At 60.4% G+C, this 13,248-nt stretch carries 10 protein-coding genes; 8 read left to right on the top strand and 2 right to left on the bottom strand.

Annotation, left to right across the window (positions count from 1 at the left end; all coding sequences use genetic code 11):
* Positions 1 to 13: 13 nt before the first annotated feature.
* Together chrA and K4O48_RS12355 are read right to left on the bottom strand one after the other, a co-directional pair.
* A complete protein-coding gene (gene chrA, locus K4O48_RS12360; protein ID WP_222908600.1) occupies positions 14 to 1,228 on the bottom strand; it encodes a chromate efflux transporter in 1,215 nt (404 codons plus the stop codon).
* Positions 1,229 to 1,321: 93 nt separating this feature from the next.
* Positions 1,322 to 2,248, bottom strand: a complete 927-nt coding sequence (locus K4O48_RS12355) for a DUF1853 family protein (RefSeq protein ID WP_222908599.1) — start codon at positions 2,246 to 2,248, stop codon at positions 1,322 to 1,324.
* Between the two features lie 208 nt (positions 2,249 to 2,456).
* On the opposite strand from K4O48_RS12355, the gene K4O48_RS12350 reads away from it, so the two are divergent.
* From K4O48_RS12350 to K4O48_RS12315, 8 genes are all read left to right on the top strand, one after another.
* A complete protein-coding gene (locus K4O48_RS12350) occupies positions 2,457 to 3,344 on the top strand; it encodes an NAD(+) kinase (protein ID WP_222908597.1) in 888 nt (295 codons plus the stop codon).
* Positions 3,344 to 4,303, top strand: coding sequence for a metallophosphoesterase (locus K4O48_RS12345; protein ID WP_222908595.1), 960 nt, complete (start codon positions 3,344 to 3,346; stop codon positions 4,301 to 4,303). The genes K4O48_RS12350 and K4O48_RS12345 overlap by 1 nt, the downstream gene beginning before the upstream one ends.
* Positions 4,304 to 5,170 (top strand): rhomboid family intramembrane serine protease, encoded by an 867-nt coding sequence (locus K4O48_RS12340; RefSeq protein ID WP_222908593.1) that lies wholly within the window; start codon positions 4,304 to 4,306, stop codon positions 5,168 to 5,170.
* A 55-nt stretch (positions 5,171 to 5,225) separates the two neighbouring features.
* A complete protein-coding gene (locus tag K4O48_RS12335) occupies positions 5,226 to 5,501 on the top strand; it encodes a YeaC family protein (RefSeq protein WP_045426161.1) in 276 nt (91 codons plus the stop codon).
* On the top strand, positions 5,501 to 6,334 hold the full coding sequence (locus K4O48_RS12330; RefSeq protein ID WP_222908590.1) for a DUF2797 domain-containing protein: 834 nt from the start codon (positions 5,501 to 5,503) through the stop codon (positions 6,332 to 6,334). Before K4O48_RS12335 ends, K4O48_RS12330 begins: the two co-directional genes overlap by 1 nt.
* Before the next feature lie 173 nt (positions 6,335 to 6,507).
* Positions 6,508 to 9,165 carry an aminopeptidase N gene (gene pepN, locus K4O48_RS12325; protein ID WP_222908588.1) on the top strand — a complete coding sequence of 886 codons (2,658 nt, stop codon included), beginning with the start codon at positions 6,508 to 6,510 and terminating at the stop codon, positions 9,163 to 9,165.
* Positions 9,166 to 9,447: 282 nt separating this feature from the next.
* The gene (locus K4O48_RS12320; RefSeq protein ID WP_222908587.1) at positions 9,448 to 10,539 is read left to right on the top strand and encodes a WD40/YVTN/BNR-like repeat-containing protein; all 1,092 of its coding nucleotides are present in this window, start codon (positions 9,448 to 9,450) and stop codon (positions 10,537 to 10,539) included.
* Between the two features lie 12 nt (positions 10,540 to 10,551).
* On the top strand, positions 10,552 to 12,906 hold the full coding sequence (locus tag K4O48_RS12315; RefSeq protein WP_222908585.1) for an efflux RND transporter permease subunit: 2,355 nt from the start codon (positions 10,552 to 10,554) through the stop codon (positions 12,904 to 12,906).
* The last annotated feature ends 342 nt before the right edge of the window (positions 12,907 to 13,248 follow it).

The raw sequence follows: 13,248 nt of genomic DNA, 5'->3' as shown, positions 1-13,248 counted from the left end.
AAGCACAGGTCCATCAGAGCAGCGCGGTGTGCGCCCAGCCCGCTATACCGCCGGCTAACACCACCAGCCAGGGCGGTAGTTTCCACACTGCTAACGCGGCCAGGGCAACTAGCGCCAGAGCAAAATCTGTCGCGCTGAATATGGCGCTGGTCCAGACGGGGTCGTACAAGGCCGCCAATAGCAGGCCGACGACCGCAGCATTTACACCGGCCAACGCTGCCTGCACGTCACGAGTAGCCCGCAGCCGATCCCAGAACGGCATGACGCCAAACACCAGCAGAAATGACGGGATAAATACCGCAACGAGGCAAACGGCCGCGCTTAGCACGCCGCCGCTGCCGTTGTTCATCGAGCCGCCGAGAAAGGCTGAGAAGGTAAACAAGGGTCCCGGTACTGCTTGGGCGGCACCGTAGCCGGCGAGAAAGGTGTCGTTGGTCACCCAGCCGTTGGGCACGACTTCGGCCTGCAGCAGCGGCAGCACCACGTGCCCACCCCCAAACACCAGTGCGCCAGCACGATAGAAGGTGTCGAGCAGTGCCAGCCATTGATTGGTCGAGGCGCTGGCGATTGCTGGCAACACCAATAGCAGTGCGAAGAACAACAGTAGGGAGAGGCTAGCAACCGTTCGGTGTGCGGGTGGCGGAATGGTTGAAATGGGTGGCTTCGTTGCCGCGCGAAATAGCAAACGTCCGATCAATCCTGCCAGTGCGATGGCACCGAGCTGGGCCCAGGCGTTGGGCAGGAGCAACACCAAACATGCTGTAAGCACCGCGATGGTCGTACGGGCGCCATCGGTACAGAGGTTCCGGGCCATGCCCCACACGGCCTGGGCTACTACAGCAACCGCAACGATCTTCAGACTATGCAGGAGCCCGGGCGGAACGGCGTCTCCCCAATTCGCGATGCCCAAGGCGAACAGTGTTAGCGCCAGAGCAGAGGGGAGGGTGAAACCGGCCCAGGCGGCTAGCGAGCCGGCATAACCGCCACGCAACAGACCGACAGCGATGCCGACCTGGCTGCTCGCCGGCCCCGGCAGAAACTGACAAAGCGCAACCAGGTCGGCATACCGCGCCTCGTCCAGCCAACGCCGACGGCCGACGAATTCATCTCGAAAATATCCAAGATGGGCCACCGGGCCACCAAAGGAGGTCAAGCCGAGGCGCAGGAACACCAGGAAAATGCTCCAGGCGCTGGAGGGTGAATGTGAGTCGAGCGGTGTCGATGGCATCGGTCGATTTGTTCCTGGCCGGGAAGGTCAGCGCGGTTGACGCGACAGTGTGCAACGAGAAGATGAATATTTGATGAACAATGGCGGCCCCGTTCATTCTGGCCATTGGTCGGGTACCACGAACAGGCGCTCGCGCTCGACCCAGCCACCTTGTGGCGCCCGCTCGACGCGTGCCATCAGCCTCGCGTGCTTGCCGCCGTCTTCAAGCCACTGCTCTACATCCTCGGCTGGCCAGGTATGGTCATCATCCAGCATCGCCGGTGCGAGCCAGGATTGCCGGGGTAACGGCTGCCACCTTGCTGCGCTGCGAGTTGCGCTCGCGCCCGCCCAGTCACGCTGCCGCATCCAGCGCCCGCCGAGGTGCAGGGGGTTGGCGCCTGCGGGTGCTTCGCATCCGGTCGACCAGGGTTGGAAGAGGTAACCACCGAGCCAGAGCGCGCTGTTGATTTCTCGACAGGTCAGTTCGGCGAGCAGCGCCTTAGCGTGTGAACTCGATGAGAGCTGCAATTGGTGGTCGCACAATCGCTGTAACTTGATATCCAACCGATCATGGCTGCCGGGCCCCAACCAATGGTCGTGCTTGCGTCGATCGCCGGATTCCAGGCCCAGGTAGAACTTAACCGCAAGTTCCAGGTGATGGACGCCGTCCGCGTCGTGAATCACTAGATCCAGCTCGCCCAAGGTATGGCCACCGTGGCGAATGGGCAGGTTGGCCACCAGTAGATCGACGTCCGGTGCCTGGCCCAGCGCGAATTGCCACAGACGCTCGTAGTACAGACCCAACCGGCGAATGCTGTGTTGCGCCAGCCATGTCTGGAGCACGCTAGGCTGGGCATCGTGCAGTAGCAGCCAGTCCGCCAGCTCACCTGGACTGGATGCCCAGCGGCTCGCGGCGAGTGGGTGACGCTGCGGTGACGGTGTGATGCTCAACAGGGGCGGCGAGAGCAACGCCCAGGCGAGATCTCGCACCTGCGGGTGCATCAATCTGGGCATCAGTTCGGCAAGACAGGGAAGGCTCATTCAACAAGCATAGCCGGTTGGTTTGCTGCCACTTCCGGCTTTCGCCCATAATCCCTGCGCTGTGCCGCAACGGGGTTTCTCGCAGTGCACAGTGTTGAACTCAAACGTGCCCGCGCGACACCAACTTAGTGCCTGTTACGCTCCGGCCGGCCCGTGATTCCTCGACGCGTGCCGTCCCGTTACCAGCCACGCCTATCAGGGAGCTTCAATGGATCAGTTCCGCAACATCGGCATCATCGGCCGCCTGGGCAGTTCCCAGGTGCTGGATACCATTCGCCGACTGAAGAGATTCCTCGTAGAGCGTCACCTGCACGTCATTCTTGAGGAGAACATCGCCGAGGTGTTGCCGGGCCATGGCATGCAGACCTCTTCACGGCAACGGCTGGGCGAGTCCTGCGACCTGGTGATCGTGGTAGGCGGCGATGGCAGCCTGCTCGGTGCCGCCCGGGCGATGGCCCGGCATCGTGTCCCGGTGCTGGGAATCAACCGCGGCAGCCTTGGGTTCCTCACTGATATCCGCCCGGATGAGCTGGAGGAGAAAGTCGCCGAGGTGCTCAGTGGCCAGTACACCCTCGAGAATCGGTTTCTGCTTGAAGCGCAGGTGAGGCGGTTCGAGGAGTCCATCGGGGAGGGCGATGCGCTTAACGATGTGGTGCTGCATCCGGGCAAATCGACGCGCATGATTGAATTCGAGCTGTATATCGATGGTCAATTCGTCTGCAGCCAGAAGGCCGACGGTTTGATTATTGCGACACCCACTGGCTCCACCGCGTACTCACTGTCCGCGGGTGGCCCGATCATGCACCCCCGACTGGACGCGATCGTGATCGTGCCGATGTATCCGCACACTCTCTCCAGTCGGCCGATTGTGGTGGATGGCAACAGCGAACTGAAGATTGTGGTGTCGCCGAACATGCAGATCTATCCGCAAGTTTCCTGTGACGGTCAGAACCACTTTACCTGCGCGCCAGGCGATACCGTCACCGTCCGCAAGAAGCCGCAGAAGCTGCACCTGATCCACCCACTGGACCACAACTACTACGAGGTCTGCCGCACCAAGCTGGGCTGGGGCAGTCGCCTCGGTGGAGGCGAGTAGTGATCGTCGATCCGGAGCGCAGCTACGACCTTATCGGGGACGTACACGGTTGTGCCCATACGCTGACACGCTTGCTCGATCAGCTCGGCTATCGCCGGCATGGCGATGTCTGGCGGCACCCGCGGCGGCAGATCATCTTCCTCGGCGACATCATCGACCGCGGTCCGCGGATTCGTGAGGCGCTGCATCTGGTCCACGACATGGTGGATGCGGGGCAGGCTCACTGCATCATGGGTAATCACGAATTCAATGCGTTGGGTTGGTACACGCCGGCTCCGCCGGAAAGCGGCAAGGTTTTTGTCCGGGACCATACGCCGCGCTATGAGATGCTGCTGAAGCAGACATTTCAACAGTTTGAGCACTACTCGGATGAGTGGAAGGCCTTCCGCGAATGGTTCATGGAGCTGCCTTTGTTTTTAGAGTGCGACCGCTTCCGCGTGGTGCATGCGTGTTGGGACAGCGCGGTCATCGATCAATTGCGCCAGCGCTTGAGTCTGGGGCGAGTCGACGCTGAATTCCTGCGCGACGCCGCCTTCGCCGAAGGGTTTGCGGCAAAAGCGCTGGATCGCCTGCTTCGCGGAACGGATATGCCGTTGCCGGAAGGGCTGACGCTGACGAGTGCCGAGGGCTTTACTCGCAGCTTTTTTCGCACCAAATTTTGGGAAGAAAACCCCAAGACTTACGGCGATATCGTGTTTCAGCCCGACGGGCTGCCAGAGAAAGCGGCGCGCTTGCCGCTCAGTGACAGTCAGAAAAGTCGGCTCTTTCTCTATGGGCCTGATGACCCGCTGCTGTTTGTTGGGCATTACTGGCGCAGCGGTGAGCCGGCGCCCATACGCCATAATCTTGCGTGCCTGGACTACAGCGCCGTGAAATACGGCAAGCTGGTCGCGTACCGTCTGGATCAGGAAACCCGACTCGATCCGGCGAAATTCGTCTGGGTGAACGTGGAGCGCTAAATGGCTGTAACAGAGGCATTGCGCCTGCCGTTATCCGTGGATCTGAGTGGTTTTATCGCCTTGCTGCAGCGGTTGCGGGTTCCTTGTCGGGTTTCTGAGGAGGCGGGCGAACAAGTGCTGCGGGTGCCAGCCGAGACCGTTGAGCAGGTCCGCGAACTCTATCAGCGCTATCCGCAGGGAGACGGAACGGTCGTCGCCGAGCAACCGGCAGGTCGCGGTGCGGGTTTCACCACAGCGCTGCGGCGCAGCCCGCTGACCGCGGCGGTCTTGCTGCTGACCTTGATCGCCGCGGCCATCACGATGGTCGGTGAAAATTACGACACGATTCGCTGGTTCAGCTTCAGCGACTTTCGCATCGACGGCCAATACGCTTATTTCGCGACGCTCGAACAGACACTGGCAGAAGGGCAGTGGTGGCGACTGCTCACGCCGATCTTCGTGCACTTCGGCTTTCTACACTTGGCGATGAATTCGATGTGGTACTGGGAGCTGGGTCGGCGTATTGAGTATCGCCAAGGGGCCTCGACGCTGCTCGGGTTCACGCTGCTGTTCGGCGTAATTTCCAACCTGTCCCAATATGTTTTCGGCGGCCCCGGCATCTTCGGCGGACTTTCCGGCGTGCTTTACGGGTTGCTTGGCCATTGCTGGCTGTTTCAAAAGCTGTCGCCGGACGAGGCATACCGCCTGCCGCCCGGTGTCGTCGTCTTGATGCTCGCATGGTTGGTGATCTGCTTGACCGGCGTGATCGAGGTGGTGAGCTTCGGCGCGCTGGCGATCGCTAACGCTGCTCATGTCGCGGGTCTGGTTGCAGGTTGCATCACGGGTATCGCGGGCGGCTGGCTTGCACGTCGAAAGGTCGAGGCGTGAGGCTTCCGCTGTGTGTTTCCGTTAGAATGCGCGCTTGTTTCCCCGGGAGCCGGCCATGTCGTCCTTTATCGAAGCCATTGAAAACATCACCCCCGAAATCTACGAAAACCTGAAAACCGCCGTCGAGTTGGGCAAGTGGAGCGACGGCCGCAAGCTGACCCCCGAACAGAAAGAAACCTGCCTCGGCGCGATGATTGCCTGGGAGATGAAGAATCTGCCGGAAGAGGAACGCACCGGCTACATGGGTGGGCAGGAATGTGCATCCAAGAGCAAGAACAAGGCCCCTATCGACACCAGCCTGTTTTCACCCGCTTCGGGAACGCGTCACTGATGCTCGAATTGGGACGCGGCGCGCTGAGCAAGATGTCGATTCAGTTGGGCGCGCAGGCACAGTATTCATTCCGCCTGAACGACCAGTTGGTGCCGGTCAATCCTCTGATCGGCAAGACGTTGCGGCTGGAATATCTTGGCGCGATCAACTGCACCCATTGCGGTCGCAAGACCAACAAGAGTTTCAGCCAGGGTTATTGCTATCCCTGCTTCAAGAAACTACCGCAGTGCGATATCTGCATCATGAGTCCGGAAAAATGCCATCACGACTTCGGCACCTGCCGAGACCCGCAGTGGGGCATGGATTTCTGCATGACCGACCACGTGGTGTATCTGGCCAACTCCTCGGGTATCAAGGTCGGCATCACTCGCGCGACCCAGCTGCCCACGCGCTGGCTCGATCAGGGCGCGAGCCAGGCGCTGCCGATCATGCGCGTCGCGACTCGCCAGCAGTCGGGCATGGTTGAAGACCTGTTGCGCAGCCAGGTCGCTGACCGGACGAACTGGCGCGCGTTGCTCAAGGGGGATGCCGAACCCATCGACCTGATCGAGATCCGGGAAAAGGTCTTCGATGCCTGCGCTGAGGGCTTGCGTGAGCTGCAGCAGCGCTACGGGTTGCAGGCGATCCAGCCAGTGGCCGATGCCGAGGTGCTTGAGATCCGCTACCCGGTCGATGCCTACCCGACAAAGATCGTCAGCCTGGATCTGGAAAAGACGCCGGTCGTCGAAGGCACCCTGCGTGGCATCAAGGGTCAATATCTGATCCTTGATACGGGGGTTATCAATATCCGCAAATTCACCTCGTATCAGATCGCGGCCAGCTGCACAGCCTGAATGCGAGGCGGGTAGCGGGCGTAAGTGGACAACGGCGCGGCCTTGTCCACCCTACACGTCAGTTGCGACAGACGCTAAGCTCGACGTCATCCTCCGCCCGGTCTCCGGGCGAGCAGTCCATTGCCCATTACAGCTTGAAGCTTGCCGCTTGAAGCTCAGCCGACGAGGTTTCCATGCGCACCGAACAACCGAAAGTCATTCATCTCAAGGATTATCAGGTTCCGGACTACTTGATCGATGAAACCCACCTGACCTTCGAGCTGTACGAAGACCGCACCCTGGTACATGCCCAGCTAGTCATGCGGCGCAATCCGGAGGCTGGTGCGGGACTGCCAGCTTTAGAGCTTCACGGTCAGGATCTTGAGCTGATTTCGCTGGCGCTGAATGACCGTCAGCTCGGCCTGGGCGACTACCAGGTGGCCGAGGAAAGCCTGACACTGCAGCCCGATTCCTCCAGCTTTACCCTCGACAGCACGGTGGTCATCCATCCGGAGAGCAACACCGCGCTGGAAGGCCTCTACAAGTCTGGCAGCATGTTCTGCACCCAGTGCGAGGCCGAGGGCTTTCGCAAGATCACCTATTACCTCGACCGCCCGGACGTGATGAGCAAGTTCACCACCACCGTCAGCGCCGAGAAGCATGCCTATCCGATCCTGCTTTCCAACGGCAACCCGATCGCCAGCGGCGAGGAAGACGACGGACGCCATTGGGCCACTTGGGAAGATCCCTTCAAGAAACCCGCGTATCTGTTCGCCCTGGTCGCCGGTGATCTCTGGTGCGTCGAGGACAGCTTCACCACCATGAGCGGTCGCGACGTGGCGCTGCGCATCTATGTCGAGCCGGAGAATATCGACAAATGCCAGCACGCCATGAACAGCCTGAAGAAGTCCATGCAGTGGGACGAAGAGGCCTACGGTCGCGAGTACGACCTGGACATCTTCATGATCGTCGCGGTCAACGACTTCAACATGGGCGCCATGGAGAACAAGGGCCTCAATATCTTCAACTCAAGCGCCGTGCTGGCGCGCGCCGAAACGGCCACTGATGCTGCACATCAGCGGGTTGAGGCGATCGTTGCCCACGAGTACTTCCACAACTGGACCGGCAATCGCGTGACCTGCCGCGACTGGTTCCAGTTGTCACTGAAGGAAGGTTTCACCGTCTTCCGCGATGCGCAGTTCAGCGCCGACATGAACTCGCCGACGGTCAAGCGCGTCGAGGACGTGTCCTACTTGCGGACTCATCAATTTGCAGAAGACGCCGGCCCGATGGCCCATTCGGTCCGTCCTGAATCCTTCATCGAGATCTCCAACTTCTATACCCTGACGGTGTACGAAAAGGGCGCCGAAGTGGTGCGCATGATCCAGACACTGCTGGGTGAAGAGGGCTTCCGCAAGGGCAGCGACCTCTACTTCGAGCGGCATGATGGCCAGGCAGTCACCGTCGATGATTTCGTGAAGGCCATGGAAGACGCCAACGGCGCCGACCTGACCCAGTTCAAGCGCTGGTACAGCCAGGCCGGAACGCCGCGACTGGCCGTCAGTGAGCAGTACGACGCCGCCGCAAAAACCTACAGCCTGACATTCCGCCAAAGCTGCCCGCCAACGCCGGGGCAAAGCGAGAAACTGGCGTTCGTCATCCCAGTTTCGCTGGGCCTGCTGGATGGGCAGGGCAACGAAATTGCGCTGCGCCTGCAAGGTGAAGACGCACCGGTCGGTACCACCCGCGTGCTGGCCGTCGACCAGCCCGAGCAAACCTTCATCTTCGTTGATGTTCCGGAGCAGCCGCTGCCGTCATTGCTACGAGGCTTCTCCGCGCCGGTAAAACTGGACTTCCCCTACAGCCGTGATCAGCTGATGTTTCTGATGCAGCATGATTCCGATGGCTTCAACCGCTGGGAGGCGGGGCAACAGCTGTCGGTCCAGGTGTTGCAGGAAATGATCGGCCAGCATCAGCGCGGCGAAGCGCTGCAGCTGGATCAGCGTCTGGTCGTGGCGCTGCGCAGCCAGCTCGAGGACGAAAGCCTCGATCAGGCGATGGTCGCCGAAATGCTGTCGCTGCCGAGCGAGGCCTACCTCACCGAGATCAGCGAGATGGCCGATGTCGATGCCATTCACGCCGCGCGAGACTTCACTCGCCAGGGCATCGCCACCGAACTGTTCGATCTTTTCTGGAAGCGCTACCAGGCCAACCGCGAAGTGTCTCGGCTAACGCCTTATGTCGCCGAAGCCGGTCACTTCGCCCGACGTGCGCTGCAAAACATCGCACTGTCGTACCTGATGCTCAGCGGCAAGCCTGAAGTGGTCGCCGCCTGCGTCGATCAGTTCGAGGAAGCGGACAACATGACCGAGCGCCTGACTGCGCTTGCGGTGCTGGTCAACTCAGGCTTCGAGGCCGAGCGCGACAAGGCCCTGGCTTCGTTTGCCGAGCACTTCAAGGACAACCCGTTGGTCATGGATCAGTGGTTCAGCGTGCAGGCCGGCAATACACAGCCGGGCGGGCTCGAGCGAATCCAGCACCTGATGCAGCATCCGGCGTTCACGCTGAAGAACCCGAACAAGGTTCGTGCCTTGATCGGCGCTTTCGCCAACCAGAACCTGGTGAACTTCCACCGCGCCGATGGTGCCGGTTACCGGTTCCTGGCCGATCAGGTCATCGTGCTGAACAAGCTCAACCCGCAGATCGCTTCGCGCCTGCTGGCGCCGCTGACTCGCTGGCGCAAGTATGACGCAGGCCGTCAGGGCCTGATGAAGACCGAGCTGGAGCGGATTCTCGCGTCCGGTGAGTTGTCGAGCGACGTGTACGAGGTGGTCAGCAAGAGCCTTGCCTGATCAGGCCTGCGACGCTAGATGGTGACAGACGAAAATCCCGCACTTGCTGCGGGATTTTCGTTTTCAGAAGGGCGAGCAGCCTTGGCCGGGCGCCCCCATACGGTGCGTGACCTAGTGGGCACAAAGCGCATGCCATAAGGCCCACCTATCACGCAACATCATTGAGCCATGCTTAACAAAACATAACGTCCAGCCAATTGCCGCCGCTTTCGAAAGCCCTATAGCATGGCCCCGCCTGTCTCCATACGCAGGCCCTACCTAATAAGAATAAAGGGGGTATGTATGAGTGAGCCCGTCATGTGGCGCACACCGGTTGGCCGCGCGGATAAAAAGACCCGCACGCCGATGTTTAGCAGTCAATCGCCGCTGGCAAGGACGCTCTCGCTCTGCAGTGTTCTCTCCATCCTGTTCATGGTCGCACCGGCGCAAGCTCAAAGCCCTGCCGAGCCTGGCGTGCGCTACTCGATCGAATCGCAGAAAGCCGCCTCCACCTTGCTCCTCGACGTTGCCTATGCGGGCGACCGTTTGGTTGCCGTCGGTGACCGCGGGCACATCCTTTATTCCGACGATGGTGGTACCCGCTGGAATCAGGCGAAGGTACCGACCCGTCAACTGCTTACGGCGGTGTACTTCGCTGATGAGAAGCACGGCTGGGCGGTAGGCCATGACGCGCTCATCCTGGGCACCACGGACGGCGGCCAGACCTGGACGCAGCAGTATGAAAATCGCGAAGGCGAAGTCCCATTGCTCGATGTGTGGTTCGAAGACGCACAGCACGGATTCGCCACAGGCGCTTACGGCGTGCTTCTGGAAACCACCGACGGGCAGAACTGGGAAGACGTGGCGGACCGCCTGGACAACGAGGACGGTGCCCACCTGAATGCTATAGCCGAGATACCGGGCTCCGGTCTGTTCATCGTTGGTGAGATGGGCGGTATGTTTCGCTCCGCGGACATGGGAGAGACCTGGGAGCGGGCCGAATCACCCTATCAAGGTTCGTTCTTCGGTGTGGTCGGCTCAGGTGAGCCGGGCGGTGTCGTCGCGTTCGGCCTACGCGGCAACCTGTTTCGCTCCACCGATTTCGGTGATAACTGGCAAGCAATCACGCTGGCGGACGACGACGGCGATACCGTCGAATCGGGCCTGGCGGATGGCAACCGGCTCCCCGATGGCCGCATCGTTGTGGTCGGCCACGGTGGCACCGTGCTGAGCAGCGACGACAACGGGCAAAGCTTCAAACTGTTCAGCCGGCCTGACCGGCGCTCGCTCTCAGGCGTCGTGGCCAACCCGGATGGCAATCTGGTCCTGGTCGGCCAGAGCGGCGTCAGGGTCGTTTCGCCAACCGGCGCTAACCTGCCCGTACAACAACAATAAGCCGGAGCCCACATGACCAAGCATCAGCAGAAGCCGGCGTCCTTTCTAGAGCGCCTGATCTTCAATAATCGACCGGCAGTGATCCTCGTCTGCCTTTTGATAAGCGTATTCCTGTTCTATCAGGCTGCTCAGGTTCGTCCTTCGACCAGCTTTGAAAAGATGATTCCCCTGGGACATCCCTACATTCAGAACATGCTCGAGCACCGCGATGACCTCGCGAATCTGGGCAACACCGTGCGGATTTCCGTCGAGGCGAAGGACGGCGATATCTTCTCCAAGGAGTACATGGAGACGCTGCGTCAGATTCACGATGAAGTGTTCTACATCCAAGGCGTCGACCGCTCCAACATGAAGTCCCTGTGGAGCCCCAGCGTCCGCTGGACCGAAGTAACGGAGCAGGGGTTCGCCGGCGGCGAGGTCATTCCCCAGACCTACGACGGTTCGCCAGAAAGTCTCGACGATCTGCGCAGCAATATCCTCAAGTCTGGACAGATCGGGCGCCTCGTCGCCAACGATTTCAAATCCAGCATCATCGACGTGCCATTGATGGAGTCCTATTCGGATCCTGACGACCGCAGCAAGCAGATCACCCTCGACTACCAGAAGTTCTCCCACGAGCTGGAAGAGAAGATTCGCGACAAGTACGAGGCGCAGAATCCGAACGTAGACATTCACATCATCGGCTTCGCCAAGAAGGTCGGTGACCTGATCGACGGGTTGGTGGGTGTCGCGCTGTTCTTCTTCGTCGCCATCGGCATCACCCTTGCGCTGCTGCTGTGGTTCACCCGCTGCGTCAAAAGCACCATCGCCGTTGTGGTCACCACCCTGATCGCGGTTGCATGGCAGCTTGGCCTCTTGCATACCCTGGGCTTCGGTCTTGATCCGTATTCGATGCTGGTACCGTTCCTGGTATTTGCCATCGGCATTTCCCACGGTGTGCAGAAGATCAACGGCATCGCCATGGCCTCGGGTCATACCGATGATCCCCTGGCAGCCGCTCGAATGGCGTTCCGTCAGCTGTTCATTCCGGGCATGGTGGCGCTGGCTTCGGACGCCGTGGGCTTCGTGACCCTGCTGCTGATCGACATCGGCGTCATCCGCGAGCTGGCAATTGGCGCTTCGCTCGGCGTGGCGGTAATCATCCTGACCAACCTGATTCTGCTGCCGGTGGCGATTTCCTACATGGGCATCAGCCAGCGCGCAGTGAAACAGGCACGCGAAGAGGCGGCACGCAATCATCCGTTCTGGCGTCTGCTCTCGAATTTTGCCAACCCGGTCGTTGCGCCAATCTCCATCGTCATCGCGCTGCTCGCCGTGGGCGGGGGACTCTGGTACGGCCAGAACCTCAAGATCGGTGACCTTGATCAGGGTGCACCGGAACTGCATCCGGACTCGCGCTACAACCTCGACAATGACTTTGTCATCCGCAATTACTCCACCAGTTCCGATGTGCTGGTGGTGATGGTCAAGACAGCGCCAGAAGGCTGTGCCCATTACGACACGCTCGCTGCAATGGACGAGCTGATGTGGCGGATGGAAAACACCGACGGTGTGCAATCTGCGGTTTCGATGGTCTCGGTGGCTCGTCAGAGCATCAAGGGTATGAACGAGGGAAGCCTGAAATGGGAAACCTTGTCGCGTAACCAGTTCGTTCTGAACAGCTCCATTGCCCGCGCCGAAGGCATGTACAACAGCGATTGCTCGCTGGCGCCGGTACTGGTGTTCCTCAACGACCACAAAGCCGAGACGTTGGAGCACGTGGTTTCGGTGGCCCGTGACTTCGCCGAGGAAAACAACCGCGAGGGGCTGGAATTCGTGTTGGCCGCCGGTAACGCTGGCATTGAAGCGGCCACCAACGAAGTGATTGCGGCGTCGGAAACCACCATGCTGATCGCGGTGTATGCCGCCGTGAGCTTCATGTGTCTCCTAACGTTCCGATCCATAGCCGCGACGCTCTGCGTAATCCTGCCGCTGGTGCTGACCTCGATCCTCGGCAACGCCCTGATGGCCTTCATGGGCATTGGAGTGAAAGTCGCGACGCTGCCGGTGATCGCGCTGGGTGTGGGTATCGGTGTCGATTACGGCATCTACATCTACAGCCGACTCGAGTCTTACCTGCGCCAAGGCATGACGCTGCAGGACGCCTACTACGAAACGCTGAAATCAACCGGCAAGGCCGTGATCTTCACCGGCATCTGCCTGGCGATCGGTGTGTTCACCTGGGTGTTCTCGGCGATCAAGTTCCAGGCCGACATGGGCTTGATGCTGACCTTCATGTTCCTCTGGAACATGGTCGGTGCGATCTGGCTACTGCCTGCACTGGCGCGCTTCCTGATCAAACCGGAGAAGCTGCGGCAGAAGGCGTGACATAGTCAGGCGCTAAACTAAGAACCCCGCAAAGCGGGGTTTTTAGTATCTCGCTGAAGACGCGGGTCTGCCATCTCATCGCTCTACCACCGTGGGCTTTCTGGTGGGCTGAAGCCCACCCTACCTTTGGGTCACACCTGCGGGCATTTGCTGCTCGAACCTCAAACTTGAAACCCCGCAAAGCGGGGTTTCAAGTATCTCGCGCTGTAGACGCGGGTCTGCCATCTCTTCGCTCTTACCATCGCGGGCTGTATGGTGGGCTGAAGCTCACCCTACCTTAGGGTCACGCCCTGCTGGGCACTCGCTGCCCGAACCTCAGAGTAGGGTGAGCCGGGCGGCGTT

The sequence above is a fragment of the Pseudomonas sp. DNDY-54 genome, from assembly GCF_019880365.1.
Classification (GTDB): domain Bacteria; phylum Pseudomonadota; class Gammaproteobacteria; order Pseudomonadales; family Pseudomonadaceae; genus Stutzerimonas; species Stutzerimonas stutzeri_P.
The sequence above is the reverse complement of the archived record's forward strand: the minus strand, read 5'-3'. Positions and strand labels throughout refer to the sequence as shown.